The sequence below is a fragment of the Thermoproteus sp. CP80 genome (genome assembly GCF_002077075.2).
In the GTDB taxonomy this organism is placed as follows: Archaea; Thermoproteota; Thermoprotei; order Thermoproteales; family Thermoproteaceae; genus Thermoproteus.
In genome coordinates this window covers 1-26,472 of record NZ_LCWM02000016.1, presented here as the reverse complement: position 1 = coordinate 26,472, position 26,472 = coordinate 1, and the positions used below count along the sequence as shown (strand labels likewise).

The 26,472-nt window shown below is 61.5% G+C and carries 25 protein-coding genes and 1 tRNA gene; 16 read left to right on the top strand and 10 right to left on the bottom strand.

The genetic code is table 11. The annotated features are described in order from the left end of the window. Window positions 1–291 precede the first annotated feature (291 nt). Complete coding sequence (locus B7L68_RS04650; RefSeq protein WP_238136329.1) at window positions 292–783, bottom strand: PaREP1 family protein; 492 nt, start codon at window positions 781–783, stop codon at window positions 292–294. Window positions 784–1,554: 771 nt separating this feature from the next. After that, window positions 1,555–1,702: transfer RNA gene (locus B7L68_RS08645), tRNA-OTHER, on the bottom strand. 28 nt (window positions 1,703–1,730) lie between these two features. On the opposite strand from B7L68_RS08645, the gene B7L68_RS04640 reads away from it, so the two are divergent. The 13 genes from B7L68_RS04640 (at window position 1,731) to B7L68_RS04585 (ending at window position 16,775) form a co-directional block, all read left to right on the top strand. Next, complete coding sequence (locus B7L68_RS04640; protein ID WP_081246516.1) at window positions 1,731–1,922, top strand: hypothetical protein; 192 nt, start codon at window positions 1,731–1,733, stop codon at window positions 1,920–1,922. 586 nt (window positions 1,923–2,508) lie between these two features. Next, the gene (locus B7L68_RS04635) at window positions 2,509–3,255 is read left to right on the top strand and encodes a transcriptional regulator (RefSeq protein ID WP_238136328.1); all 747 of its coding nucleotides are present in this window, start codon (window positions 2,509–2,511) and stop codon (window positions 3,253–3,255) included. Window positions 3,256–3,341: 86 nt separating this feature from the next. Then, window positions 3,342–4,328 carry an NrfD/PsrC family molybdoenzyme membrane anchor subunit gene (nrfD, locus tag B7L68_RS04630; protein ID WP_238136327.1) on the top strand — a complete coding sequence of 329 codons (987 nt, stop codon included), beginning with the start codon at window positions 3,342–3,344 and terminating at the stop codon, window positions 4,326–4,328. Continuing rightward, complete coding sequence (locus B7L68_RS04625) at window positions 4,316–8,029, top strand: molybdopterin dinucleotide binding domain-containing protein (RefSeq protein WP_081246514.1); 3,714 nt, start codon at window positions 4,316–4,318, stop codon at window positions 8,027–8,029. Before nrfD ends, B7L68_RS04625 begins: the two co-directional genes overlap by 13 nt. Before the next feature lie 2 nt (window positions 8,030–8,031). Beyond that, window positions 8,032–8,832, top strand: coding sequence for a 4Fe-4S dicluster domain-containing protein (locus B7L68_RS04620; protein ID WP_081246513.1), 801 nt, complete (start codon window positions 8,032–8,034; stop codon window positions 8,830–8,832). Then, window positions 8,832–9,485: a molecular chaperone gene (locus tag B7L68_RS04615; RefSeq protein WP_081246527.1), complete on the top strand. Its 654-nt coding sequence runs from the start codon at window positions 8,832–8,834 to the stop codon at window positions 9,483–9,485. Before B7L68_RS04620 ends, B7L68_RS04615 begins: the two co-directional genes overlap by 1 nt. Continuing rightward, complete coding sequence (locus B7L68_RS04610) at window positions 9,469–10,803, top strand: 4Fe-4S binding protein (RefSeq protein ID WP_081246512.1); 1,335 nt, start codon at window positions 9,469–9,471, stop codon at window positions 10,801–10,803. The genes B7L68_RS04615 and B7L68_RS04610 overlap by 17 nt, the downstream gene beginning before the upstream one ends. Window positions 10,804–10,856: 53 nt before the next feature. Then, window positions 10,857–12,401: an extracellular solute-binding protein gene (locus tag B7L68_RS04605; protein ID WP_081246511.1), complete on the top strand. Its 1,545-nt coding sequence runs from the start codon at window positions 10,857–10,859 to the stop codon at window positions 12,399–12,401. Further along, complete coding sequence (locus B7L68_RS04600; RefSeq protein WP_081246510.1) at window positions 12,401–14,092, top strand: ABC transporter permease subunit; 1,692 nt, start codon at window positions 12,401–12,403, stop codon at window positions 14,090–14,092. The genes B7L68_RS04605 and B7L68_RS04600 overlap by 1 nt, the downstream gene beginning before the upstream one ends. 1 nt (window position 14,093) lies before the next feature. Then, window positions 14,094–15,044 (top strand): ABC transporter ATP-binding protein, encoded by a 951-nt coding sequence (locus B7L68_RS04595; protein WP_081246509.1) that lies wholly within the window; start codon window positions 14,094–14,096, stop codon window positions 15,042–15,044. Window positions 15,045–15,048: 4 nt separating this feature from the next. After that, a complete protein-coding gene (locus tag B7L68_RS04590; protein WP_081246508.1) occupies window positions 15,049–15,804 on the top strand; it encodes an MBL fold metallo-hydrolase in 756 nt (251 codons plus the stop codon). 257 nt (window positions 15,805–16,061) lie between these two features. After that, window positions 16,062–16,211, top strand: a complete 150-nt coding sequence (locus B7L68_RS08640; protein ID WP_162008400.1) for a hypothetical protein — start codon at window positions 16,062–16,064, stop codon at window positions 16,209–16,211. A gap of 30 nt (window positions 16,212–16,241) precedes the next feature. Then, window positions 16,242–16,775, top strand: a complete 534-nt coding sequence (locus tag B7L68_RS04585) for a hypothetical protein (RefSeq protein WP_081246507.1) — start codon at window positions 16,242–16,244, stop codon at window positions 16,773–16,775. Window positions 16,776–16,779: 4 nt separating this feature from the next. Here the strand turns inward: B7L68_RS04585 and B7L68_RS04580 are convergent, their stop codons facing one another. Continuing rightward, window positions 16,780–17,604: an MBL fold metallo-hydrolase gene (locus tag B7L68_RS04580; RefSeq protein WP_238136326.1), complete on the bottom strand. Its 825-nt coding sequence runs from the start codon at window positions 17,602–17,604 to the stop codon at window positions 16,780–16,782. Beyond that, a complete protein-coding gene (locus B7L68_RS04575; protein WP_081246505.1) occupies window positions 17,558–18,910 on the bottom strand; it encodes an ATP-binding protein in 1,353 nt (450 codons plus the stop codon). Before B7L68_RS04575 ends, B7L68_RS04580 begins: the two co-directional genes overlap by 47 nt. Window positions 18,911–19,119: 209 nt before the next feature. On the opposite strand from B7L68_RS04575, the gene B7L68_RS04570 reads away from it, so the two are divergent. Continuing rightward, on the top strand, window positions 19,120–19,416 hold the full coding sequence (locus B7L68_RS04570; protein ID WP_369907395.1) for a hypothetical protein: 297 nt from the start codon (window positions 19,120–19,122) through the stop codon (window positions 19,414–19,416). On the opposite strand, the gene B7L68_RS08485 is transcribed toward B7L68_RS04570, so the two are convergent. Continuing rightward, a complete protein-coding gene (locus B7L68_RS08485) occupies window positions 19,405–19,965 on the bottom strand; it encodes a hypothetical protein (protein ID WP_143615294.1) in 561 nt (186 codons plus the stop codon). The two genes, B7L68_RS04570 and B7L68_RS08485, sit on opposite strands and share 12 nt — an antisense overlap. 530 nt (window positions 19,966–20,495) lie before the next feature. Between B7L68_RS08485 and B7L68_RS04565 the strand changes: the two genes are divergently transcribed. Beyond that, window positions 20,496–21,047 (top strand): PaREP1 family protein, encoded by a 552-nt coding sequence (locus tag B7L68_RS04565; RefSeq protein ID WP_081246504.1) that lies wholly within the window; start codon window positions 20,496–20,498, stop codon window positions 21,045–21,047. A 239-nt stretch (window positions 21,048–21,286) separates the two neighbouring features. On the opposite strand, the gene B7L68_RS04560 is transcribed toward B7L68_RS04565, so the two are convergent. The 4 genes from B7L68_RS04560 to B7L68_RS09045 all read right to left on the bottom strand — a co-directional run bounded on the left by B7L68_RS04560 (window position 21,287) and on the right by B7L68_RS09045 (window position 24,166). Further along, a complete protein-coding gene (locus tag B7L68_RS04560) occupies window positions 21,287–21,847 on the bottom strand; it encodes a PaREP1 family protein (RefSeq protein ID WP_081246503.1) in 561 nt (186 codons plus the stop codon). 318 nt (window positions 21,848–22,165) lie between these two features. Continuing rightward, a complete protein-coding gene (locus B7L68_RS04555; RefSeq protein ID WP_202820512.1) occupies window positions 22,166–22,663 on the bottom strand; it encodes a PaREP1 family protein in 498 nt (165 codons plus the stop codon). Window positions 22,664–23,182: 519 nt separating this feature from the next. Continuing rightward, window positions 23,183–23,491, bottom strand: coding sequence for a hypothetical protein (locus B7L68_RS09050; protein ID WP_369907394.1), 309 nt, complete (start codon window positions 23,489–23,491; stop codon window positions 23,183–23,185). 114 nt (window positions 23,492–23,605) lie between these two features. Continuing rightward, window positions 23,606–24,166 carry an ATP-binding protein gene (locus tag B7L68_RS09045; RefSeq protein ID WP_369907393.1) on the bottom strand — a complete coding sequence of 187 codons (561 nt, stop codon included), beginning with the start codon at window positions 24,164–24,166 and terminating at the stop codon, window positions 23,606–23,608. A gap of 235 nt (window positions 24,167–24,401) precedes the next feature. Here B7L68_RS09045 and B7L68_RS08480 point away from each other — a divergent pair, with 235 nt between their 5' ends. Then, on the top strand, window positions 24,402–24,632 hold the full coding sequence (locus B7L68_RS08480) for a hypothetical protein (RefSeq protein WP_143615293.1): 231 nt from the start codon (window positions 24,402–24,404) through the stop codon (window positions 24,630–24,632). 560 nt (window positions 24,633–25,192) lie between these two features. Here the strand turns inward: B7L68_RS08480 and B7L68_RS04540 are convergent. Next, window positions 25,193–26,008: a hypothetical protein gene (locus B7L68_RS04540; protein ID WP_081246502.1), complete on the bottom strand. Its 816-nt coding sequence runs from the start codon at window positions 26,006–26,008 to the stop codon at window positions 25,193–25,195. Between the last annotated feature and the right edge of the window lie 464 nt (window positions 26,009–26,472).

The window sequence follows — 26,472 nt, the reverse complement described above, 5'->3', positions numbered from 1 at the left end:
TACCCCTCCCCAGCCAGACCTATGCCTCGGGAGGAGGAGTGGGAAGAGGAGGAAGAGCTTTGGGAGGAGTTCGAGGAGGAGTGGGACGAGGAGGAGGAATGGTAACACAATAGCTTTTTACACATACTGAGCTTTTAAATACGGCGGATCTCGACGGGGCGAAGCGCCAGCGTTGCGCCAATCTAGACGCGGCCGAGGCCCCCGGCTCCTCATCCTTTCGCTGTCGGGCGTCTGGGCGCCGTATTTCAGTTTAGACGTCCAGCGCCGGGACGATGCGGCATGCCGAGGCCATCAGGCGCAGGCCTTCTTCGCCTCCTCGACCAGCCTAGCTATATGCGGCATCCTTGCCTTGACGGAGTCGGAGTCCAGCTTCGCCTCGTGGAAGCCCCAGACGTGGAGCGCCCACGCGTGGTCCCACGCGTCGAGAAGCCAGTTGCCCAGCCTGCTCGCCGCGTCTCTAGCGGACCTGTCGAGCTCTGCGGCGGTCCAACGCCCGCGGGTCTCGACCTTCTCCACGACGTCTAGGCCGAGGCATATGGCCAAGGCCTTCACGGCCTCCTCGGCCGCCTTGTAGAGCTTCTCGCCTGCTTGCACCGGGTCTCTATCAGCCAGCGCCTTGCCCTCCTCCAGATGCCTCTCGGCCAGCTCCATGTGGGCTGCCGCCGAGGTCTTGGGATCTAGTTGCAGGGCCTTGGCGAGCACGTCGACTATCCACGACTCTACGTCCACGCCCCTTCTCCTGAGCTCGGCCAACAGCGCCTCCGGGATAGCGACTAGGGCCACGGCGTATATACCGCCTCCTCTAAAAACCTTAAGCCAATCGACCACAGGGCGTAAGCGGCTTAACATAGGGCGATGCGGACACTACTAAGCCTCAACATAGGTAGGCATAGCATCGCTGTGCTGATCGACAAATAACTATATTATTCTTGCACTTGTTGAGGACGATGGCCACAGTCCCTAGGATTCTCAGCGATGGGCGCGCGGCCCAGGAGATGGGGCGACGGCCGGCAGGAGCCTAGGCACCTGCGTCTCGTCTACACCGCACCCCCTCCGGCGTTGTAGGGACTCGAGGCGACGCCAACGGCCGCGGCCAACAGCGACGGAGATTGCCGGCGTTGTTTCTACGGCATGACGCATTATGCCGAATCTCCGCACGGCTGGCGCCGGCCCTCAGCTATCCCTCCACGCGTCCGTGCTCGCCCTACTGTTGCTGGGCCAAGCACCCCCGATGGGCCGCCGTCGGCGGATCCTCAGCTCTGGGAGGCTCAACATCGCGCGTGCGTATGGATTTGGGTCGGCGGAAAGCAAGGCCGATGGGGACGCGGTCGCAGTGAAACGGCAGAAACGCAGCGTGCCACATAGGCCGGGCCCCAGCTACGTCGTACATATCGACGCGGCCGGCCGATGAGGGGCTGAGGAGCAGCTTCGCGCCGCAGGGACGGGCAGGAAACTGCGCCTAGGGACGAAAAGCCGCGCGGAGACCGTCTTAGCCGACCCCGTCTCGCTCTAGAGGACAGACTTCAGCGATCCACGATATCCGAGTCAAGCGGTTGGCGGGCCCGGCGGGATTTTTCGGCGGCTTCGCCTGAACCCGCGACGTCCGCCGGCTGCGCCGACTACGGCTCCGAAGGTACGGCGCCTTGCGGCCTACGGCGGCCGGCAAGCGCTCCGCCGCTCTTCCATGCTGAGCTACGGGCCCCTTTACATATATATCTAGCACTATTTAAGTGTTGCCTCCTCCACGCGCCGTCAAATGGGTCCAGCCGCCGGGGCGCGGCGTGCGGTCGTGGAGCCGCGTGGACGAGGCCGCGGCCCGCCTACGGCGTCTGTTAGAGGCCTTGAGGCCGAACGTAGAGACCCGCACCATTCTGGAGGGGCAGGCGGCCGGCATAGCCGTGAGGTACGCCGGCTCCCTATGACGGCCGAACGGTCGCGGTCTGCCTATCGGAGCATAGAGACGGAGAGCTTGAGCGCTACGTCGCAGTAGAAATACGCCTCTGGGACTGGAGATCCAGCCGAGGGGGCGCCGCGAGGCGTCCTGCGTCAAGGGCATCAGCCGACCTGGCCGGCCGAGCCTATGCAGTAGGCTCCGCCGCCCCGCCACGCGCCTCGGGAGCTCCCCTGGCCGTCATGCCGGTCCTCGGCCTCGGCTAAATAGCGATACGCCGTCATGCCGTCTCGGCATCGAGATGTTGCCGATTGGAATCAGCTCGCTAATACGCGTCCGTCGCTACGTCTCAGCCGGATATGGCGTGACGTTATCACAGGGGGAGCGTTTCGACTTGAAGCAGGCCGGAGCGCGTAGGTGAATTCCGGATATATAAATATGGAAAGAAAGTAAGTAAAAATGATCATAGTTCATAATACTCTTTTATAAATATATAATTATAATTAAATAAACTACTGATGTATTAAATATAATAAGATTATTTGATATAAAATAGAATAATCTTATTATATAGATATAAACCGATTAAGTATTTATAGCAACTATTATTCCTTTTCATGGGCATTCACATCGACGCGACCAGCCTCTCGGTTTTGATATCTCTGCTCCTGTTATATAGCGAGTCGAGGGTGGTGCCAATATCGCTATATAGGGTATCCAAGGAGACGGGCATCAGCATAGCCACGGCGTACAGGAAGATCGTGGAGATGACCCGCATGGGGCTTGTGCTGAGGCTGGGCAGAGGCGCCTACGCGGTGACTCCCAAGGGCGCGTTCTACGTGGCCGCCGTCGCGGTGGAGCAGGAGGCGCCCGAGCACGTCCTCAAGGCGGCTGTCAGGAAGCTTAAGGAGGACTGGGGGGTGGCGGACCTCTCCGACGAGGAGGTGGAGGCCTACGTGAGGCTCGTCCTCATAGGCTTGAGGAGGCTCGGGAGGCCCCCTCTGGGATTCTGCGCGGACGACTTCGGAAGGACCGTGCAGGTCTTGCTGCCTCCCAAGTTCGGCAACGACGTGGTGGCCGCCATAGCTCAGCACCTCTCGGTCCCTCCCGAGATGGTGAGGAAGGCCGAGAGGGTGATAGCGCGGGCCATCCTCGATTTCTTCCCCTCCGTGAGGTTACCCGACGGCTGTAGAGTCGTCCTGATGCCCCACGGCGAATACGGCGTCAGGATGACGGCGCTGGCATCCCACTGCAGGTTCCACGGCTATACGTTAAGCCTTAGGTGCGATGCCGGGAGGGCCTTGGTGGCGCAGGTGATCAGACAGATTTTTCAAAAAGGCGAAAAAACGGACGGCGGCGCCTGAGGGATCCGCACGGCTTTTTTTCAGTGATTGAAAGCAAGGCTTAACTTAGGGCCCGGCCCATATATCTCATGCCAAATCCCTGGCCTGTGAGCTGGAGCGGCTGGGGTCCCTACATGCCGCCGGGCTTCGAGACGATATGGGGCTGGAGGGTCGCCGCCGCGGTGTTCCTGACGGCGTTGGGCGCCATGACCATGCTGCTGTCGGCGTTCTACGAGGCGAGGAGGATCAGGGGCATCGCCACCCGCTACGGCATGATAGCCGGCTGGGTCTTCATAATAGCTGCGCTGGCGTTCTTCGTAATAGATCTGGGCGTCCCGTCGAGGGCCGGGAACATAATATTTATAGGGTGGCCCAACGGCAGGCTCGCCGAGTCGTGGATGGCGTGGGGCGTCATGTTCCTTGGCGGGATGTTCCTATGGGGCCTCATCTACCTGGGCTCCACGTTCATAAAGGCCCTGCAGAAGCCGATCCTCCTAAACATCCTCTACTACCTCATAATGATAAACGCCGTCTTGGCCACCGTGTATACTGCGTATCTGTTCGCCGCGGCCGGCGGGAAGTCCTTCTGGTGGAACGGCTCCCTGCCGCTTCTGTGGCTGTCCTCGGGGCTGGGCTACGGCGCGGCCTTCATGCTGTTGCTGGGCAGGTTCGTCAAGCTGGAGAGGGGCTCGGACATAGCGAAGCTGAGGCACTTCATCCACGAGCTGGGCTGGATAGATCTGCTGGCGGTTATATTCGAGGCGTTTGCGTGGGCCCTCTTTCTGAGCGTGGCCTACGCCAACCACGTCGAGACGCGGATCCCGCTGACGCATCTCCTGTTCCAGACGTACGCCCCCTACTTCTGGGGCTTCGTGGTCACCCTCGGCATAGCCATACCTCTGTTGCTGGAGATCGCGTTCATGAGGAGGGACCCGCTGGGCAAATTCGCGGCATTCGCCGTGCCCGTGATATTCCTCGCCGTGATGATCGGCGGCTATACGCTGAGGTATATCGTGGTCGCTACGGCCTACTACTACAGCCCGTTCACGCCTCTAGTAAATGCCGCTAGCCAGTGGGGGCCATGGTGGTCGTAAGCCCCAAGCTAAGTAGGAGGGACTTCCTGAAGCTGGCCGCGGTCACCGGCACCGCCGTAGCCGTCGCCGCGACTATAAGCAAGGAGCAGTTCATATTCGGCAAGGTCTTCAAGGAGGGCGCCAAGCTCGAGGCCGCCGCAGGCGACGTGGTGGCCTTCACCACCTGCTACGGCTGTCTGGGCAGGTGCAACGTGCAGGTGACCATAAGCCCCAACAAGTTGCCGCGGTATATAGCCGGCTCCATATACACGCATAACGAGGGCGCGACGTGCGCCATAGGCGCCTCCACCATGCTCCACTACCTCAGCCCCGCCCGCCTCAGGTCGCCGCTGCTCAGGCTGCCCACCAGCGAGAGGTGCAAGGGAGACTTCATAGAGATCACCTACGACGATATGCTTGATATATTGGTCAACGGCGACAACGCGGCCTTTCTGAGGGAGAGGGGCTGGACATACGGCTTCAAAGGGATGAAGGAGATAAACCAATGCTGTCCCGAGAGGTTCGCCTACTTCACCGGGAGGGATCAATACAATCCCTCCGAGAACACCTGGTTCGCTGCGATGTTCGGCTCGCCGAACCAGGGCGGCCACGGCGGCTTCTGCGCCAACAACGTGGCCAGCGGCGGCTCGTACATACTCGGCGGGACTTGGTGGGAGTACGCCGGCTGGGACAGCAGATACACCAAGTTGTTGATACTGTCTGGAGTGACGCTAGACCACTTCCCAACGATCATCAGGAGGGAGATCACCAAGGTGAAGGAGAGGGGAGGGGAGATCGTCTACATGTCGCCCGAGAGGATAGGCAACTTCGGGCAGGTCGCCGACGAGTGGCTCCCAGTCATGCCCGGCACCGATGGCGCCGTGGTCTGGTCCATAATACAGCTGTTGCTGACGGCGTGGAAGAACGGCGTAAAGGCCATCGACGAGGAGTACCTCAAGTGGTACACCAACGCGCCTTGGCTCGTCATAACCAACCCGGACGGCTCCATAGACCCGCCGCAGGCCCCCAACACAGGGCTGTTCCTGAGGGTCAAGAACAAGAACGGCGACTGGGTGCCGGCCGTCGTGGGGTCCGACGGCAATATCTATCCGTTCACCGACGTGCCTTGGCAGAACGGCGTATCGCCCGTGCTGGAGTACCGCGGCACCGTCACGGTCCCGAAGGGCCCGGACGCCGCTGAGACCGTCACGGTCAACGTGAAGACGGCGTTTATGTTCATAGAGGAGGAGGCCATGAAGCCGGACTACGCCCCGGAGAACGTAGAGGCGAAGTGGGGCGCGCCCCCCGCCTATAAGGTCAGGGAGCTGGCCCAGAAGATAGTCGATCTGCTTAACAACGGCAGAGTCGTGGTGCCGGCCAAGTGGACGGACTATCTGGGCAGGCAGCACGCCTACTTCATCGGCACGCCGTTTTCCATATACATAATGAGGGGGATATCGGCCCACACGAACGGCTTCCAGACCACCCGCGCCATCTCCACGTTGCTGGCCCTCGTGGGGGCTGTGGACACGCCGGGCGGCTGGATGTACAAACCGCCTGCGCCGTGGCCTATACCCGACGGCGACTACTGGCCTCCCTACATCACGCCGCCCGACCCGAGGATGAGGGTGACCGCCGACGACTACGCCGCCAACCCCTCCCTGTTCACCGGTCCAAACGGCGAGAAGCTGGTCGGCGTCATAGGCGGCACCATGATAACAGAGAGGATACTCAACGACGGCACGGTGCAGGTGATCCATGTGTACAAGGTGCCCTACCCCAAGGCCATACAGGTGACCACCAAGGTCATCAACTATACTCCCGACAACGTAGTCGTCGACGACAACGGGCATCCGTTGCTTATAGACAGGTCGTTCAGCTGGGAGTTCCCGTTCTCCCTACACAGGATATGGACCGCCGTCAACATAGACGCGGGCCTCGAGTGGCCCTACAGGCTCGAATTCTTGCTCTGGCACATAACAAACCCCTACTGGGACAACGCCTACGATATAGACAAGGACCTAGGCCTTCTGCTGGCCAAGGACTCCGACGGGAGGTACAGAATACCCTTCGTCGCGATAGTGGACACGTTCTACGGCGGCTCGGTGCCCTGCGTGGACCTCGCGATACCCGATACGACGTTCTACGAGCGCTACGGCGAGCACAGCCTCCTGGACAGGCCGATGAGCGTCACCTACGGCCCCGGCGACAGCATCGAGTGGCCCATACTGCCGCCTCTATTCAAGGAGGTGATACCGTGGAGCGACGGCGAGATACTACTGGGCGAGAAGCTGGGCCTGCCCGGCTTCCTGGACCAGAACGGCAACCCCATGTACCCCAACAAGATGTACGACTGGCTGTGGAAGTTCCAATACGCGCCGGGCATCGGCGTGCTCTACATGGCGAGGGGCAACGGCGGCACCTCCTGCTGCAAGGGGGAGCCCAACCCGGACCAGATAAAGATGTACGCGTACCCCGGCTTCATACCCGCCGCCAACTACTCCAGCCAGAGGACCTACCCGCCGCCGCAGAAGGTGCCGGTGCTAAACGGCAAATATCCGCCGGGCGTCAACCCGGGCACGCAGACGGTCGGCCACGCCTTCGGCTACTACGAGCTGCCCCTCGAGATAAGGTACTTCCGCCACGTCAACAAGGGCTACCTGGAGTGGGCCGCGAGCGTGGGCATGATGCCCTACGCGAAGCCCGTGATAATACAGCTCTACTCGGAGATCATACAGAAGTACAAGCTCGCCGCCTACGGGCTCTGGAAGGGCTACAACGCCTACTACTACTACATGTACGAGAAGACGGGCGACTCCAAGTACCTGGACCTCGCCAGGAAGAACGCCTCGCCGCCCAGCGACTGGTGGGGCTCCCACGTAGCCGACATAGTAAAGAAGTACTACAACCCGATACCCGCCTGGTATCCGCCGCTGGACTGGCTAACGCCCGACGGCTCGCCGCCCGACCAGTACCCCATAGCCGTCCTGAACAGGAAGTCGAACCCCTGGTTCTACCACACCTGGGAGAACTACCACCCGTGGCTGAGGCAGATACTACCGTACTCGGTGGTCTGGATGAACCCCAAGACCGCCGCCGCGTATGGCATAAAGGACGGGGACTGGGTGGAGTTCACCAGCAGAGGCGGGGAGGTGGCGAGGGGGCAGGTGAAGCTGACGGAGGCCATCGCGCCGGGCGTCGTGGGCTACTGGAAGTCGAGGAACGCGAGGGCCGGCGCCTTCGGCATACCGCCGAACTCGCTGGAGGTCACCAAGGGCTTCATGTTCAACGACATAAACGTATACACAAGGCCGGAGAGCCTCGGCGGGGTCCCCAACTCCCAGTACACTGTGGACGGCTTGCTGGCCGCGGTGGGGCAGGGCAAATACCCAACTCTCAACCTGGATCCCTTCACCGGGAAGACCGTCTGGGGAGACCTCCGCTTGAAGATAGTGAGGATCGCCAACGACAAGCCCGAGTCGGCCTGGGGCAACGCCGACCAGATATTGAAGACCCCGCCGAAGCTGATAGTGGGGGAGGAGGCTTGGTCCATAGGCGTCTTCAACTACAACGCCTACAAGCAGCCGAGCGACATGGGGATAGGCTGGTACGAGGTGAATTCGTCGTGGTACAAGTTCCAGCAGACCGTGGAGGGCGCCATGGGCTACCAGTTCGAATCGGCGCTGCAGCCCAAGAGGGGCAAAAACGCGTCGGGTGAGTAGCCATGGTCCAGCTGGCCATACTCACGGACCTGAGCAGATGCTTCGGGTGCAACGCCTGCATGATGGCGTGCAAGGAGTGGCACTCCAGCGGTTGCTACGGGCCGATGACCGACTTGAACCCGTGGGGCCCGGAGCCCGGCAAGTCGCCGTGGTCGGTCTTCTTCCTCAGGGTGTTGCACGTCGAGTTGGGCGAGTACCCCAACACCAAGACGTTCAGCGTGCCGATAAGCTGCTTCCACTGCAGAAACCCGGCGTGCACCACGGTGTGTCCCACCGGCGCTATATTCAAGAGGAAGGAGGACGGCGTAGTGGTGATAAACTACGACGTATGTATAGGCTGTAGGTACTGCGAGAACGCCTGCCCCTACGGCAACATCACGTTCGACCCGGTGGAGGGCGTCGCCAAGAAGTGCGTGATGGCGATCGATAGGGTCTACGACGAGTCGTTGCCGGAATACGAGAGAGTTCCGCCGTGCGTCAGGAACTGCCCCGCCGGCGCGAGGATATTCGGCGACATGGACGACCCCAACAGCATCATATACAGAGAGGCGAGGAGGAGGGGGGCCGTCCCGCTGGGGCCCGAGTACGGCACCGATCCGCCCAGCCTATACGTGATGCCGGGCACCCCGGTGAACGTGGCGGGCAGAGACTACCAGTGGCCCTCGATGACCAAGGAGGAGGAATTCGCCGTGAGGACCGGCGCGGCGGACGTGCCGAACGTCCTGTCGAAGCTTAACGGCGTAAAGCCGACGGGAGGCCACTGCGGCGGCGGCGTAGGAGGGCCGACCGGACAGGGGACGTGATGCTCCTGCAGCTCTCCAAACAAACCTCCTTTTTCCGCTCCATCCTCTACGACTTCCTCTCCTCCGTCTTCATATATCCCTACAGGCTGTCGGATTTCCAGGAGCTGGTCTCCTCCAAGCTGGAGGCCGTCGAGACTGCCAGAAGGACACTCGCCAAGATATACGACTTCAAGCACCTGGACGCGTTGATAGGGCTGGCGAAGAGGGTGGATGACTACGACGACTTGACGCCCATAGAGGTGGACCTGACGAGGATAGACTACGCCGTGCCGCCCTTCGAGGGCTATCTACACACGGGCTATCTGGACCTATCCGTCGAGGAGGCCGTGAGGAGGTTCTACGCCGAATACGGCGCCGGCTTTGAGAGGAGCTTCAGGGACCTGAGGGCGGACCACATATCGGTGGAGCTCGCCTTCATGTCGTACCTCGCCTTCAAGGAACAGGAGGCTGAGGACCCGTCGAGATATCTGGAGGGCGGGAGTCGGTTCTTGACAAACCATCTATTGACTTGGGTCCCGGTGTTCGTCAGGAGGGCTCTGAAACACGCCTCGACGGAGTACGTGAGGGAGGCGCTTCTATTCACCAGGGAGTTCCTCAGGCAGGATAGAGATATAATGGAGATAATCATGAGCGAAGATGAAGATCCTCGGTAGCGACGGGAAGGTAGTAGTCGTCGAGGACCCCTCGAGGGCCGACCTAGAGGCCGTCGCGAGGGACAACCCGGGGGCCCAGATAGTCGTCGTGCTGAGGGAGGCGGAGGGCCCGCCCGAGCTCCCCAAGGGCCTCCACCCCCTCGAGGTCCACGTGGCCAAGGCCTCTTCCGCCGTGGAGGTAGCGACGGCCCAGCTGAGGGCGAGGAGGACGCAGTTCCACCTGGAGGCCAGCAAGGCGGTCGCCAGAAGGGATCTGCTGAGAGGTGAGATATTTGTCAAGAGGGCCGTCCCCCAGCTCTCGCCCGAGCTCTGCATGGCGAGGTTCGGCTGCTCCGAGTGCGTCGACGCCTGTCCCGCCGGGGCCCTGAGGCTCGCCGACAGGTCGATCTCGTTGGACCCCTCTAAATGCGTCGAGTGCGGCCTCTGCGTCGCGGCCTGCCCCACCGGCGCCCTCTCGACGCCGGGGGCGGACGACGTGGAGATATCGGCGGCGTTCGCCAAGGCGAGGCTACACGGCATATCGCGCATCGCGTTTACCTGCCACAAGTCGCTTGAGGCGAGCGGCGAGGGGAGGTACGTCTACAGGCTGCCCTGCATAGGCGCGCTGGGCCCCGAGTGGGTCCTGGAGGCCGCCGCGGCGGCGGGGGAGGTGGAGGCGTACTGCCCCGACCCGAAGTGCCCCGTCGCCGGGGCCAAGGCCGGGCTGAGGGTGGTGGAGGAGGTCGCCGAGGCCTTCGGCTTCGAGAAGGAGCAGAGCGAGGATAGGGTCGTCGTGCGGACCGCCCCGAGGGCCATGTCCTACTCCGGCTCGCGGCGCAGGGACTACATTGAGGCGCTCTCCAAGTTCAGGGACGCGTACACGGGCAGGAGGGCCCAGGCGCTCAAGATGTATAGGGTCGACGTGGACCCGGACAAATGCTCGCTCTGCGGCGTCTGTTTCGCCAAATGTCCCCAGAGGGCTTTCGACGTCTCGAGGACGGGCGACGCGATAAGGCTCACGTTGAATCCGTTGAGGTGCGTCGGCTGTGGGTACTGCGAGGAGGCATGCCCGGAGAAGGCCATAGCGGTCGGGAGGCACGACTCGCTTCCGCCCGAGGTCGAGGAGAAGGCCGTGGACTACGTGGTGAGGTGCAAGTCATGCGGCAGGCCCTTCGACACGCTTAAGCACATCGAGACGGTCAAGAGGAGGATGGGTATAAAGGGCGACCCTGAGTGGCTCTACATGTGCCCCGACTGCCGCCGCTACCACACGGCCAGGCGCATGCTCGAATCGGCGTTGGGCAAGGGGGCAGGCCCCAGGAGCCGAGCCGGCGTGTAGGTGTTTAAGCTAGCGCAAGCTCAACCGTTAAAAAAAGCCTAGGACGTATCGGCATGGCGTCCAGCAAAACCCTGGTGGCAGCGGTTGTAATCGTAATAATCGCGGCGGTCGCCGTCGCGCTTCTCTTCTCTCAGCAGCGGCAGCAAGCCCCCTCACCGCCGTCGGCCTCCCAGACGTCGACGCAGTCCCAGATAACCACTCAGCCACAGACGTCGACACAGCTTCAGACAACCTCATCGGCCGCAAGCCTATCTGGCTCCCTCACCGTGTTGGTCCCCACGGGCGACCCGACGCTCATGCCCTACATAGAGCTCGCCGCGGACGAGTTCATGAAGGCGCATCCCGGCGTCCAGATAACGGTGGAGCCGGTTCCCTTCGGCCAGATGGTCCAGACCGCGCTCACGGCGCTTCAGAATAGGAACCCGGACCCCGCCTTGATAATATTCTACCCGTCGCAGGCGTCCACGTTCGCGCCCTACCTCATGGACCTGAGGCCCTACTTCAACAGCGGGCTTTTCAACAGATCCGACATACCCATGAGCGCCATGGTCTCGGTGGTGATCATATCCAAGAACGGCACCATAACCAAGATATTCGGCGTGCCGTTCCAGATGGTCTTCGGCTACGTTTTGATATATAGGAAGTCCATCTTCGACAACGCGACGCTGCAGGCCGAGTTCAAGCGGGAATACGGCTTCGACCTAAACCCGCTGACTTGGTCCTCGTGGGACCAGCTGATAGACGCCGCAGAGTTCCTCCAGTCGCAGCACGTGGCCAAATACGCGCTGCTGTTCCCCGACGGCCTCCAGCTAGCCATATTCAACGGCTTCTTAACGGTCTTCTACACCTACGCCCTCAACGACTCCTGTGCGGGCATACCGGCCGACGTGGCTAAAGGCGCGGTGCCGACCCCGGGCTACTGGGCCTACTTCAGCTACACGCCGAGCGGCGCGGTGAATGTAACCATAGGATGCCCCTCCTTCGTCCAGGCCTTGAGGACGTACAAGAGGCTCGTGCAGTTCCAGCCGCCCATCGACGTGCAGGCCATGGAGTACGACCAGCTGAGGGATCTCTTCCTGACGGGAGACTACGCCATGGTGGCCGCATGGACCAGCTTCATACCCATATACAACAACGCCTCGGTCTCCAAGGTGGCGGGCGACATAGCCATAGCGCCTCTGCCCGGCGGCAGATATCCCTACGGCACGGGCCTGGCGCCTACGTTCATAGGCATCAACCCCTACGCCAAGGACCCGCAGCTGGCCGCCGAGTTCATAGAGTTCTTGATATCGCCGCAGATGTATAAGCTCGGCGCCGAGAAGGTGGGCTTCGTGCCGGCGACCATAAGCGGGGTCGAGGTCGCCGCGCAGACGCCCTCCATGAGCTGGCTACAGCCCTTCGCGCCTCTGCTCAAGGCGGGGGCCAACGTGACCGATCTACAGAGGCTCACCTTGGTCAATAGGGTCACCAACTTCTTCACCGACATGAGGCCCTACTTCATAAACCAGGTGGCTAACTACCTCAGGGGCCAGCAGGACGCCGAGACGACGCAGATGAATATATACAAGACCTGGCTCAACATAATGAAGATCTCGTAATGAGGGATAAACAAATACTTTTTTTGGCGCTTCCCGCGCTTATCTATCTCTTCGCCTTGACCGTATATCCCATCGCCGACAACGCCCTGTTGAGCCTCTACGAGAGGACCTACGAGGGCGCCTTCAAGTGGGTCGGCTTGGGGAACTACCTCTGGCTGTTCCAGAAGGACCCCTACGGGCCCTTGATAATCGGCAACACGATCCTCTACTCAGTCGCCACGCCCGCCATATCTGTGGCGCTGGCGGTCCCCATAGCCCTCGCCCTGAGGCGGCTCGGCGGCAGGTGGCTCCTGCCCCTCATGGTGCCGGCCTTCATACCGCCCGTCACGGCGGCCATGGCCTGGTACCTGATGTTGAACCCCCTATATGGGCTGGGCTACTACCTAATGAAGGCCGGCCTCATGGGGACCAACCCCATATCCTCCGTGTGGACAGTGGTCCTCGTCGACGTCTGGCGCTCCCTCCCCACGGCCGTCTTGGTGATATATTCTGGACTGAGGGCCATCCCCAAGGCCGTGGAGGAGGCGGCTCTGGCCGACGGCCTCGCGGGGCCCAGGAAGTTCATCGCCGTGGATCTGCCCCTCGCGTCGCCCCAGATACTGACCGCCTTCATCTTGACGGCGCTCACGGGCTTCTTCACGTTCGACCCCATATACATCGGGACGGCCCAGGTCGGGCCCCGCATACTGGACAACCTGGCCTACTACAGCTACGAGGCCTTCTCCGCCGGGGAGTTCGGGTACTCGGCGGCGTTGATAGTGGTTATGACGGCCATAGGGACCGGGCTGTCGCTGGCCTACATGAAGGCCTTCTCGGCTAGGTCCTTCGTCAAGTTGCCCGCGCCGGTTTGGATGCCCAGGAGGGAGGCCCCGAAGGCTCTCCACTACGCCGTGCTTGCGCTCGACCTGGCCTTCGTCTTCCTCCCCCTCGGGTGGCTCCTCCTCATGTCCCTGAAGCCGCCGGGCGAGATAATACAGATACCGCCCAGCGTGTTGCCCTCCCGCCTGGACCTGACGAACTACGTCCAAGCCCTCGGCGGAGGCCTCCCCTACTTCCTGATGAGCATATACATATCCGCGATAAATTCCGCGGTCACGATCCTCCTCGCGGCCATGGCCGCCTACCAGATGAGGGTGCACGGCCTCGGCGGGGGGAAGCTCGTGGCGTATATACTGTACCTCATGTCGACCCCCACGCTTGTGTACATAGTGCCCCTCTACCTCGTCGTCAGAGGCTTGAACATTTTGAACACGCTCTGGGCCCTCGTCCTGACCTACCCCATAATGACGTTGCCCTACGGCATATGGATACTCTACAACTACTACTCGAGCTTCGACAGGAGGACCGAGGAGGCCGCCCTGGCCGACGGCATGAGCAGGCTGAAGGCATTCGCGAAGGTCGTGATCCCTCTGAGCAGAAGCGGCATGGGCGTCGCCGGCCTCTACGCATTTCTGTTCTCATGGGGCGCCTTGATATTCCCCCTCGCCTTCACCTACACGCCCTACAACCTCGCCGATCCTCTAAGATTCAGCGGCGCCCAGACCTTCTCGATATACATAGGGGAGTTGATGAGCCCCGTGGCCATGAGCTACGGCGGCGTTGCCGCCACGGGCATCCTCAGCGCCATCCCGCCGCTGATATACCTAACAGCCGTGAGGCGCAACCTTGAAAAGATCTGGGGCGCCGGATGATATGCTCATCCTCAAGGATGTAGTCAAGACCTTCAAGGGCTTCACGTTGAGGGTCGACTACCTCGAGATACCCGACGGGCGCTACGTCGTGGTCCTGGGGCCCTCCGGCTCCGGCAAGACGACCCTCCTCAGGTTGATAGCGGGTCTGGAGAGGCCGGACGGCGGCTCCGTTGTCCTAGACGGAAGAGATGTCACCAATCTCCCCGTGTGGGAGAGAGACGTGGGGATCGTCTTCCAGAGCTACGCGCTCTACCCCCATCTGACCGTCTTCGACAACATAGCGATGCCCCTCAAGAACAAGAGGCTGCCCAAGCCCGAGATAAGGAGGAGGGTTGAGGAGATAGCGGTCGTCCTCAACATAGCCGACCAGCTCCACAAATACCCCCATCAGCTGTCCGGCGGACAGCAGCAGAGGGTCGCCATAGCCAGAGCCCTGGTGAAGGAGCCGAAGGTGCTCCTGCTCGACGAGCCTCTCAGCAACCTCGACGCAAGGCTGAGGCTGGAGGTCCGCGGCTTCTTGAAGGAGCTCCAGAGGAGGCTCCACGCCACCGTGCTCCACGTGACCCACGACCAGGAGGAGGCCATGGCGCTCGGCGACCTCCTCGTCGTTATAAACAACGGAAGGATAGAGCAAGTCGGGCCGCCCGACGAGCTCTACGCGAGGCCTAAGAGCCTCTTCGTGTTTCAGTTCCTAGGTCTAAGCAATCTGGTCCCCGCAAAGCTCGTAGGCCTGGGCGAAGGCCTGGTGGGCTTCAGGCCGGAGGACGTGGCGCTCGGCGAGGGCGACCACAGGGCCAAGGTGCTGAGGGAGGAATACCTAGGCCCCTACAAGCTCTACGAGCTGGACTTCAACGGGGTGAGGATAAAGGCGAGGGCGCCGCCGACGGCGGCGTTCAGGGAGGGCGACGTGGTGCAGTTCAGCATAGACGTCAAAAAGGCGCTTCGGTTCTAGCGGCATGTATCTACACGTAATCGGGTCGGGCGCCGGAGGGAGCCCAGGCTCCAGGAGGTGGAGGGCGGCCAATCTGCTCGAGGCCGAGGGAGGGCTCGCCGTAGTCGACTGCGGGGTCGGCTGCCACTACCGCCTGTCCGACAGGGGGCTTCTGACCGAGATAGACTACGTGTTCGTGACGCACAGCCACATGGACCACTTCCTCGGCCTGCCCGAGGCCCTCTTCCAGGCGCATATAGAGGGGAGGAGGAAGAAGCTCGTCGTGGTGGCGCCCAAGATAGTGGCCAGATCCATAGAGGCCGTGTCGCCCAACCTCCTCAAGGCCGTGAACTACCAGATCGAGATAAGGCAAGCCGCGCCGGGCCCCCTCCTGGAGCTCCCAGGCCTGAAGGTGGAGGCGGCCCAGGCGTGCCACCACACCGCCGAGGAGGCCTACGCCTACAGGCTGGAGGGAGGCGGCACGTCGTTGCTTTTCACGGGGGACACCTCCCCCAACTGCGGACCTGTGAGGCGGCTCGGCCGCGGCGTCGATGTGTTGATACATGAGGCGACGTGCAACGAGCAGAACGCGGAGATATGCGCGAAATACGCCCACACCACGACCCTCCAAGCCGTCAGGGAGGCCGACGCCGCCGGGGCCCATCTGCTCGTCCTCACCCATATAGACGACGGCTTCAACCCCACAATCTATAGGGACGTGAAGAACATCGGCAGAAAGGACGTGGTGATCGCCGAGGACAACATGTGGCTGAGGATCTAGGGCGACAGTCTATTGTCCAAGGAGAGGAGGAGAGGCGTCCCACAGCCCCCGCCGTCGGCGCCGATTTCACCGGCAACATCGGGCGGGTTGCCCCGTCCGACGCCGCCGGTTTATCCCCCGTCGCCTCCGCGGCTGGGCCGCGAAGGCTTAGGCCGGAGGCGGCGAGGACTGTGGGACGTAGCTATGCACCATCTATATTTAAAACAGTGATGTCGTATTACCTATGTTATATAAAAAATTCCGACGGGATGCGTGAGATGCAGATCTTAGCATATTTAGTCTACGTTGCGGAGGCTTCGGGGCCGCTGAGGCGCGGCGGTTGTCTCGACGGGCTTGGTCCGACCTCTTGGGCTGCGTTCGGCGTAGTGCGGCTGGGCGCCGTCGGCGTCCACCCGCTCACTTCCTAACCAGGCCGGCGTGGCGCCGTACACCGCTGCATGATCGTCGTGTCGTCCCTCCTCATATACTGGTCCTCGTGGCTCTACGTAGACGCCGCGATAGTAAGCATGCTCATAGGCCTCCCGCTACTGCTCCTCGGCCCCTACAAGGGCTCGACGGGCATGTCGAGGGCCGAGGCCGCCGCGTTCTCCGCGGTCTACTGGGCTCTGCTGGCGGTCGCCGTGGCCGCCTGGCACCTCGGCTGGCTCTCGGGCCTCGGCGACGTTTTGTCGTTCCTGGCCTACTGGCTCGCCCTGGCGGCCATCCAGATATTCGCCTTCGCGTACCTCTGGGCCAAGTCGAGACACCCCGACGTCAAGGCCGCCGTCTGGATACCCATCTACAACATAGCCCTGGCCGCCATCTCCTACTTCGGCTCCCTCGGCAACTTGAGCACCCCGGCGATCCCCTACCCCCTGGACTACCTGGTCTGGGCCGCCGCCGCGCTGGCGATCTACTACCTCGCCGTCAATCTAGCCTACGAGACCCCCGACCTCAGGGAGGTGAGGACCGGAGGGCTCCCCGTGGAGTGAAAAACTAACCCTTTTTGAAGTAGTTCAAGATGCCCTCCACGGCCATCTGGAATAGATGGTAGTGGGCCCTCCTGCCCCTAAGCCCCTCGTAGGCCCTCCTCAGGCCTTGATCCCTCTCCACCAGCACCTCCTCGAGATCCTTGGCGTCCAGCCCCTCCCTCGCCGCCTCCTCGGCGCTCCTCCTCCACACCTCCAGCTGGGCCAGGTGGCGCTCCAGCATGGAGACCGCGTCGGGCAGAAGGTCGTAGTGGGTATAGGCGATGTACCTAGGCCCCCTCCTCATCAGCTTCTTGACGCTTTCCATATACAGGTCGAGCCTCAGGGGCTCCATGGTCGTCGGGATCACGTAGTCCAGATCCCTCAGATATATGCCAGCCGCGTCCCCCACGAACAGCACGCCCCAGGGCTCCAGAAGGAAGGACTGGTGGTGGCTGGCGTGGCCAGGCGTATGGATCACCTCAACCGAGATGTCCCCCACGGCGATCCTATCGCCGTCTCTGGTCTCCACGGACCTGTCGGCGGGAATCTCGAGGGGACGTCCGTAGAGCTCCCCGAGCCAGCCCATGGCCGCCCTCGCCGGGATCCATATGACGTCGGGGTTGGGCAGGACCCTGGCCCCCCTCGGATGGACGTAGAACCGGACGCCTCCGCCCAGCCCCAACACCGCGCCGGCCCCCCCGTAGTGGTCGATATGGACATGCGTCAGAAACACCGCCTCCACGGGCTTCCCGAGGGAGCGCAGGGCCGACGCCAGGTCGGAGCCGGAAACCGCAGGCCCCCCCTCAAACACGGCGAGCGACCTCCCCCCATCGGCCACGTAGACAGACACCAGGTTCTGGAATCCCCCCGGCTCCAGGTCGATTGGCGAATATGGCGTATTTCACCTCCCAGCCGCTGGGGATGAGGGCCTGGGCGGCGGCGCGTAGCTTGGGGAGGATTTCGTCTGGGTCCGCCGGGCCCCACTTGGCCTCGGCCAATACGGCGAATTTCCGCTCCTCGTTGACGCCGAAGGCGTCTACATCCAGCTGAACCCGTCTGCCGCCGCTCCGCAGAAACGCCGTCTCCTTCGTCGCCCTCCTCACCGGGTAGAGGCGGGGCAGCAACTCCCTGACGGTCGCCTCGAAGGCCCAGCGGAAGAACTCCTCCAGCTCCGCCGCCGCCGCGTCGCCGAGCGCGTCCTCCGGCGTCACGTCCCTATGGCGGTATACGGCCCTGAGCCAGAAGGCGTAGAACCTGTCCCTGAACTCGTAATACGTCCTCCTCCCCCTGAAACGCGTCAATACGTGGAGGAGCTCCGTCAGATCGCTCATATACGGCGGGAGGGAAGTGGCCTTAACCCCGGCGTGCGACGCTATCTGCTCCAGCTTCGTGGCGCCCCCAGCCACCGCGTCCAGGATGGCCAGGTGGGTGCGGTACTCCCCGCCCAGCGCCTCGGCCAAGACGAACTCCACCTCGTGCCGAAGCGGGCCCCCCTCCCCAGCCACCAGGAGGCGAACCGCCTCCTCCACGGTCTTCACACCCCACTGCTGGGCCAGGCGGTAGTAATACGGCACCCCGCCGAAGAGCATGTAGAACTTGAACGCCTCCTCCCCCGCGATCCCCATGTCGTGGAGCCACTGAAAGACGGCGGAGGGCTCCAGCTCCCCCAGCTCCAGCACCAAGTCGGCCCGGCCGAACAGCGGCGACCCCGACTCAGCCACAAGCCTCCTCACAAGACCCACCACGGACCCCGTGATGATTACGGAGGGCTTCTCGGCCCTAGTATCCCAAAACCTCTGCAGTATATACGGCACCTCGGGAGCCACCTCGGCAAACCACTGGAACTCGTCAAAGGCCACCGCGTAGCCCCTAAGCGAGAAGAGGACGTCGAAAAACTCGTCCCAGCTCGCAAGCCTGACGTACCCCGGCAGCCCCGCCGCCCTCCTCAACGCCTCGCCGTACTCCTCCAGAAGGAGGCGGGGAGGCTTCCTAGGGTTCACGAAGAAGTAGAGGTGAGGCCTCCCCTCCAGGAACTTGAGCACGAGGGCCGTCTTCCCCACGCGCCGCCTCCCGTAGACCACGGCGAGGAAGGGCTCCCTCAGCCTCCTGAGGAGCCCCAGCTCCCTCTCCCTACCGTATAGTTTTATTACAGCCATAATAATTACAGATGTAATAAGCTTATAAATTGCGAGAAACCGATGAGGGCCGGCGCGCTCAGCGGCCGGCCACGCCGGGCATCCACGCCAGAAACCTGGAACTGGCTAGGTCGCGCAGCATGCAGAGTTGTGGCATATGTGCCCGTCGAGGTCAGGAGGATTAAAGTCCCAGGTAGACGGCGGCTGGGTTTGCAATCGCCATCCTCCTCTTGCTGGTGGCGGCGGTGGTCCTCCCCCTCTCCGTCTATAGCCTGCCGGCGGGGGTGGTCGCAGTGGTAGTAGACCCCGTGTCGGGGCAGATAAGCAAGCCCGTCGTGGGCCCCGCCTTGGGCTTCAAGGCGCCTTGGACCTACCTGATTGAAGATACCTACGCCATAGAGGTGATCGAGTTCGTCCAGAAAGAGAGGGCGGGCCGGGAGGTGGGAGTTCACAGCTCCAGAGGTCCTCACCAAAGACGGCGTGATTGTGACCGTGGAGATGGACTTTATGCTCCATCACCGCCTTAAGGACGACGCCACGATGGCGATGGCTATTATGCCTAGGATAATGGGAATATCCACTATATTGCTAGCACCTCCACGCCACACCTCAACGATGAGCATCAGGATGAAGTTGCCAGGCTGAAGCACGTATAAGCAGATCAAGTAGCCTACCAGCAGGAGAGCCAGCGGCGCCAAGACGTTGGACGCCACAAACCTCAGCCTGCCCACGCCGGGCTCTCTCCAGCCGTATATCACGAGCAATATGGATACCACGTAGGTTATAGCCATCATAACCATGGTTGCAACAATACCCCACACAGCCGACGCCATCGCGTGCGCCGCCACATAGGCATCCCACTCACAACCCACATAGCCAGAACCACACAACGGCCTTATCGCATCGAGAGCATAGTTAAAAGCATCCTGAGGCACCGGGGCATTTAAGACGGAGAACACGTTACTCAGAGCCCAGCCGACGAGGAACCTAGGCGCCCCAAGCAAGCCGCTCAAGACAATGTACTCACCCCCAGCCAGCGCCAAAACAAGATAAACAAGCCCCTCCCACCTCTTCATACAACAAAACCCCCAGACCTTTAAAAACCTAAACACGAAGGGACGACCGGCGCGAGACCTGCCCGCGGCGGGTTCCATACGTCGAGGCGTTTAAGACCCCACGTGCCCACCTACGTCGCCGAGTCAGCGCCGGCGCTACCTCGCAGTTAACCGCGCCGTTGAGACGCGCAACGTCATTATAAACCAGGAGCCCCCGATTGAAGAAGCCACCCACGTCCCGCCGGCGACAGGCCTGCCGCAGATGCAACAACACAAATTTCCAGCCGCGACACCGGTAGATCCGCGAACCTCTCGGGCACCTCGGCGAGGCTTTTACCGCCCACAGCGTAGAGAACCCCCGCAGACTCCAGAGACCAGCGCGTCGAAGAGATGCCACAATCACAGCATTGCAGACGCGGCGTGGCAGACCCCCACTACACAGAGAGACTGTGAGAAGGGCGGTGAGAGAGGCGTAGCCGCCTCTGTTGCCGTAACCGTGTCTATATCTGCGCCGTTTCTAAAGGCTTTTAAAGAGGACCGCAGGAGTTCCCATGGCTGTTGAGCTTGTGGAGCGTCCTCTGCCCAGGCCCTCCGACGAGGGCTATGTGGAGGCCCGTCTCCTTGAGGCGCTGGGCGAGGCGAGGCTGGCGCTGGAGTTTCTGGAGAGGGGCCTTACGAGAAACGCCGCGTGCAAGGCGTTTCAAGCTTGGAGGGCGCTTATGGCGGCTCTCCTCAGGCTGGAGCTGGACAGGCTGAAGGCCCTAGCCAAGACAGAGGAGGAGAGGAGGTGGCTCGAGGCGAAGGCCGTGCCGCGGGTCCCCACGACTAAGATGAAGGAGCTGTCCCGTCTGCTGAGGGATGCTGGGCATGAAGCCTTCACGGCCTGGACCGACAAGGCGCTTGACCTCCATGATTATCAGTACCACGGCCCCGACCCAGACATGGCGCTGTCGAAATACACCACGCGGCAGTCGGCCGCCGCAGACGTGGTTGAGCTAATACAGGAACTCACCAAGCGGATTGAGACGCTTAAAGGCCGTATCAAGTGGGGCGAGGAGCTGGAAAAAGCACTGGAAGAGGTGAGGAGAGCCTTGGCGCGTTAAGAAGGTCTCTAGACTGCATTCTGGAGGCGTTGAGGTCTGACGGACGCATCGCCGACGCCCTCCTCGATGTGGAGGGGTGTCGGAGGCCTTCGGCTGGGGCGCATCGTCGCGCCTTTCCGCGTATGGGCATCCGCCGTAGATTAGGGCTTCATCATCCCCTCGCCGCCGTGGCGTCTGTCGGGGAGAGGTTGGGTGCGTATCTGCGGGAGGTGTGTCCATGGCGGTCTCTGGAGGGGTTCCTATGGGGTGTTGACGGGAAGGGCTTGTTTTAGCTCTTGTAGTGCTTTTTCTAGCTCGTCGCTCCACTTGACGCGTCCTATAAGCGCCTCGATGCGTCTGGCGAGCTCCTGCACCGCAGACAATATGTCGGCAACCGCGTCTTCCCGCGTGGCGTATTTAGACAGCTCGCCGCTGGGGTCTGGGCCGTGGTGCTGATAATCGTGCAATAGGAGCACATTTCCGGCCCACAGAGCTAGGCCGTCGTGGCCCATGGCCTCCAGAAGTCTAGCCAGGGGTTTCATCTTGGTCGTCGGGACCCGCGGCACCGCCTTAGACTCGAGCCACTTTTTCTCCTCTTCAGTCTTCGCAACGGCCTTCAGCTTGTCCAGCTCAAGCCGTAGTAATGCGGCCAGCAACGCTTTCCAGGCCTGGAAGGCCTTCCCAGCGGCGTTGCGCGTCACTCCCTCCCCTACAAACCTCAGCGCTAGGCGGGCCTCCACCAGAGCCTCCAGGAGCCTAGCCTCCACATAGCCCTCGTCGGAGGGCCTGGGCAGAGGACGCTCCACAAGCTCAACAACCATAGGAGGCGCTGTTTATCAGTATAAAAATGGATATGTGGCGCAACTTGCCTGGAGTCTATGGGCGCTGGGATCGGCGCGGCAACGAGGCGGCGGTTGGTGTTACGCGTAGTGAGGAGGGTCGAGCACAAGCCTCAAGCAGGGCGTCAGCTATGAAGACCAGAACACGATAGGTGCTTCTTCCCTCAATCCTCTACCTCATAAGTTTCGCTCCGTCCCCGAGAGAGACCTGTGGCTCGGCATCAGCAGACGCGTGGCGGGCGCCGATGCGCGGAGAAGCCGGTGGGAGGGCGATTAGGGGGGTTGGGCGAGAGGCAGCTGTCACGGAGGCCTCAGCAGGTCCTTCAGCTTCCGTATGAGCTGCTTCACGTCTTGTGCATATTCCTTCACGACCTCCGGGGGGAGCCAGCTCTCGTAGAAGTTTTGGTGCAGGGCGCTGGCTACGGCGAAGAGTCGGCGCAGTTCCGCGTCCCCGGTCTCGTCGCCGAGGCTCTTGACGAATTTAAACAAGTCGCCGTGGGACCGTAGGAGGAGCCCTCTCGCAGCAGCGACGGCCTTGACCATGAGGGCGGCGGCGCCCCACAGCTTTTCGGAGGCTTGAACGAAGTCCCCGCCGGCGAGGAGGCCCTCCGCCTCGCGGAGGTACTTCTCTGCCAGCTTCACGTAAACCTCGGCGACCTCGGGAGGGTCCACCTCTCTGTTGAGTCTCTCGGCCATAACCTCAAGCACGAACTCTTCTGCGCTGAGCCCGACCCTTTCTGCCTCCTCCTCCAGCCTCTCCCTAAGTCTCCTGGGTAAGACGATCTCCAGCGAACTCACGTTCTATATTCGTTGCTTAAAAATCATCTCCAAGAGCCTCCATTAAGAGAGGTCCAAGCAGGTTCCGTTTAACCAAGGTGGTCTTGCCGGTCTTCCTCCTACCGCATATAAGCGTCCAACTCCCTATGGCCCTCACCGCATCCCCCTCTTAATGTATAGTCTCACCGGACTAGTCCTATAGGACTAGTTTAAAAAAGACTAGCTGAGATTGAGGCATTCGGCATATACGCAAATTAAGTAGCAAAAACAACCTTCCCACTCGCCAAACACAAGCTGTGGAAATGCGGGATCATGGGAATATAGAAGAATTTAGCGCATATACAACACCGCGTCCAGCGACGAGGGAATACGCCTGCCCAGGGCGGCCTTTTTAAACGGTTAGGCCCCCTGCGGGGGGATGACCCACGGCGCTGGCTCGGTAGCTCCATGATCCCCACCGATAGGCGGGCGAAGACGAGGCGAAGGCGCCCCGCCGCCTCAGGGGGAGGATGGATAACAGCCCGGCTACTTGAGGCCTCTTCACATCCCCTGCAACGCCCTCCTCACAGCCTCTCTGTGAAGCGGAGTGTGCCAAGCGGCGTGTTTCCCTATGCCGAGCTCTAAATCGCGCTCTGGAGGGGGCTGGTCTATCCACAGCGGCGGGTCCCGGTAGGTTATTGAGTCTATCAGCACGTTTATGTCGATCAGTCTCTCCAACAGCGGAACCCCCTCCGGGCTGAGCAACGAGTCGGGGTCCTCCACAGCCCTCCACAGAAGCTCCCTAACTTCTCTGCCCAAGGAGCGGACAAAGGAGCTCAGCCCCTTGCCGATGATAAGCGTCTTGACCACCTCATCTACGTCCCAGCCAGCCTTATACAGCTCGACTAACGTGTTCGGGTTTCCGCCGGCGAGCCGCCAGGCCTCTTCGAAAGGAGGCTTGGGGCCCGGGATTTTTTCATACAGCTACATAAAGCCGTCCCTCGCCATATTCCACATGGGCATGAGGCGGGCCCACCTATGCCTCCCGATCTCCCGCCGCGAGACCCCCTCGCTTGTCGCCACAAGCACCACCATGTTTTCATATTTATACTGGGGATGCTCAATCATATTCAACAAACCCTTTACATACGCCGCCTTGCCAAGACCAATTGCCTGGAAGACGTCATCTGCAATAACGGCCACCTTCCGCCTCCGCAGAATCTCCCGCGTGAGGTCGAAGACGGCCATGGCGAGACGCCCCCACCTCCCGTCCTCCAGAGTCCTCCTCACGAGGTCGAGGAAGAGCCTCTTGACATCTGGGTCGTCCACCTCCGCCGAGAAGGCCCGGTCGAGGGGGTGGAGGTAGAAGACGTCGTACCCCAAATCCCTAAGCATGGCGGCCGCCTGCCGCAGGAAGGCGGTCTTGCCGCAACCCTCCGGGCCGAATACGACGATAGGCCACCTGGTGCCCTCCTCTGCGAACTCCTCCACCTGCCCCAAGAGCCCTCTCCTGGTCGGCGAACTCCACCACCAAACCCGGCACAAGCTCCAGCTCCACCCTCCTCACATGTCCACATCACCAGACCTTTTAAAACTGCGAGCCCCCGGCACCCCTCAGCCCCCACCCCAACAAAGCCGCCCACCGCCACCCCACGAGCCGCATACGCCATAAAACACGGCAGATCGCCCCCTCGGCAACAGCACCCCCATATATAGACCCCGCAAACCTCCATATGCCGGCATAGGCAACCGCCACATTTTTATGCCGGCACACGTCTACGTGGTAGTAGAGTATGTGAAGAGACCTCAGCCCAAGCCTGGCTACGCGGCGCATGTGGGGCTAGGCTCTGGAGGCGTTGGCAGAGACCCGTCTTGCCCCTCCGGGCACGGAAGACGCTCACCGCCGCAAGAGCTAGTAAGAGTAAAAACCCTCGTAAAAACCGAGGAAAAGCTGAGGCGGTGGTGCCTAGGGCCCCAGATGAAGACCTCGGCTAGGCATCCGGAGAGGTAAGGCCATGCAGAGCCATGGATCTCCGCCGTCCTCCGCCTCCCCAACTGCCAGCACCAACTCATGCGGCGAGCTGTCGAGACGCCCCACGCGGCAACCAACGTAGCGTCTGCGGCGCATGTGCTGGCCAAACGCGTGGAGTCGCTTAGCCCCGCGTCGAGGGGCGGCGAGTCGGAGAGACGCTGGAGGAGCTAAGACAAGCCCTCACGCGCCGAACTGACGCGGCCCCACAAGGCAGGTAAGGTCGAAAACCTCCTAGGGCCGCCACAGCCAGCCACCTTCCTAGATCAGCCCCTCGGCAGAGATGCCCGGCAACGAGGATGAACGAGACCGTAAAGAGCACCACCCTACGGCTGCCTGCGGGAAAACGCGACGCGCGCCTATCTCAGCCGAGGGCCCCCTCCATAGACGGCGGCAAGTCGCGCTACGGCGTGAGACCTAGGGAGACTAGGCCGGAACAGCCCACCGAGCAGAACAGAAGGCGCGGCGGCAGACGGAGGAGTCGTTCGAAACCGCCAAGGGGCACCTCCACGAAGCGTAGAGACAGAGGGCAGAGCTCAGCTCTACATCTCCCCAAGGACAACCTCCAGCGTGACAACTTCTCTTTTGCTCTCTATGAGCCATATCTTGAGTTCCTTTGCCCTCTGGACAGCTGAGGGCTCTGCGACTAGGGTGTAGAACACCGGGACGAGTTTTCCGGAGATTTTGTCGGGTTGTCTGCGCAACAGCTCCCGCGCCCTTTCCAGGGCCTTCTCTACGTCGCGGCCGCCGGCCCTAACCTTCACCTCGCCGACAGCCGTCAGCGCGCCGGCGTTGCAGTAGATGTCGAACTCGTAGTCGGCATCTAGACGTAGCCTCTCCGCAACGCATTTGTAACCCCTCTGCTCAAGCAGATACTGAACCATGTCGCGCCCACTATCCTCCACACTCACCGCTATGGCTTCAAACTGCTCCTTAGTCGCCATCTTGTCCTCAATACGCTTTATGTCCCCCTTTGTCGCCATAACGCCCTCGATGCGCTTTATCTCGGCTCTTAGTTGCTCCACCGCCGTCTCTAGGTCTTGCTTGGTGGCGTATTGCTTGAGATCTTCCTTGGTTGCGAACTTCTCCTCGGCCCACTTCTTCAGCTGTTCTAGGTCTTGTTTTGTGGCTAACTGCTTGAGGTCCTCCTTGGTGGCTACGTTGAGAGGTACGGCGATGGATCCAGCAACAGCCTGCGCCAGCTTTAGCTTAGCCTCTGGGTGTCTAGTGAGTAACTCCAGCAACGCTTCAGCCGCGCCTCCGTCAGACCTCAAAGCATCCAGCATGAGGTCTCTGAGAAAAGACGGCTCTCTCTCCACAAGCTCCCTCAAAGCCCGCTTAAGAATTTCAACATCCACGGTATAATGTTTACCCTTTTTAAAAAGCTTAAGGCGGGCCACGGCGCCGGAGGGCCAGAGCTATGCGGCGCCACCTGCCGCGTACGGCCTCAGGCAAGTCGCGGCGCAGACAAGAAACTGCGGCGTCCGCAGGCCGTACAGGCGGAAAGATACAACAGATCACAGAACCCCGCACCCCCGGCGCCCGCAACGACAGCGCAACCCCAGCCGCCGCCGAGAAGAGGCACGGTGTAGCTCATTAAATTGTTGTCAACACCACCTCTCCCCCTCCGAGCACTGCAGATTACATTGTTCGTGGATTAGGTATATCTTTGCGCTTAGCACCCTACCGCCAACGCCCAGCCTACCATCTGCCTGACACACTAAGGAGCCCCAAGGCACATCGCCCCCGCGCACTTGGCCAACGCCAGTAACGATTTTATTATCTAAACCGCAAACCAGCCTCCTGTCTGTTGTTACGAAGC

Excerpts from the sequence above, each read along its gene's own strand:
- B7L68_RS04575 (WP_081246505.1), bottom strand. The coding sequence starts at position 18,910 with ATGGCTGTAATAAAACTATACGGTAGGGAGAGGGAGCTGGGGCTCCTC.
- B7L68_RS04595 (WP_081246509.1), top strand. The coding sequence starts at position 14,094 with ATGCTCATCCTCAAGGATGTAGTCAAGACCTTCAAGGGCTTCACGTTG.
- B7L68_RS04620 (WP_081246513.1), top strand. The coding sequence starts at position 8,032 with ATGGTCCAGCTGGCCATACTCACGGACCTGAGCAGATGCTTCGGGTGC.
- B7L68_RS08485 (WP_143615294.1), bottom strand. The coding sequence starts at position 19,965 with ATGAAGAGGTGGGAGGGGCTTGTTTATCTTGTTTTGGCGCTGGCTGGG.
- B7L68_RS04585 (WP_081246507.1), top strand. The coding sequence starts at position 16,242 with ATGATCGTCGTGTCGTCCCTCCTCATATACTGGTCCTCGTGGCTCTAC.
- B7L68_RS04590 (WP_081246508.1), top strand. The coding sequence starts at position 15,049 with ATGTATCTACACGTAATCGGGTCGGGCGCCGGAGGGAGCCCAGGCTCC.
- B7L68_RS08640 (WP_162008400.1), top strand. The coding sequence starts at position 16,062 with ATGCAGATCTTAGCATATTTAGTCTACGTTGCGGAGGCTTCGGGGCCG.
- B7L68_RS04565 (WP_081246504.1), top strand. The coding sequence starts at position 20,496 with ATGGCTGTTGAGCTTGTGGAGCGTCCTCTGCCCAGGCCCTCCGACGAG.
- B7L68_RS04600 (WP_081246510.1), top strand. The coding sequence starts at position 12,401 with ATGAGGGATAAACAAATACTTTTTTTGGCGCTTCCCGCGCTTATCTAT.
- B7L68_RS04605 (WP_081246511.1), top strand. The coding sequence starts at position 10,857 with ATGGCGTCCAGCAAAACCCTGGTGGCAGCGGTTGTAATCGTAATAATC.
- B7L68_RS04635 (WP_238136328.1), top strand. The coding sequence starts at position 2,509 with ATGGGCATTCACATCGACGCGACCAGCCTCTCGGTTTTGATATCTCTG.
- B7L68_RS04615 (WP_081246527.1), top strand. The coding sequence starts at position 8,832 with ATGCTCCTGCAGCTCTCCAAACAAACCTCCTTTTTCCGCTCCATCCTC.
- B7L68_RS04625 (WP_081246514.1), top strand. The coding sequence starts at position 4,316 with ATGGTGGTCGTAAGCCCCAAGCTAAGTAGGAGGGACTTCCTGAAGCTG.
- B7L68_RS04560 (WP_081246503.1), bottom strand. The coding sequence starts at position 21,847 with ATGGTTGTTGAGCTTGTGGAGCGTCCTCTGCCCAGGCCCTCCGACGAG.
- B7L68_RS04610 (WP_081246512.1), top strand. The coding sequence starts at position 9,469 with ATGAAGATCCTCGGTAGCGACGGGAAGGTAGTAGTCGTCGAGGACCCC.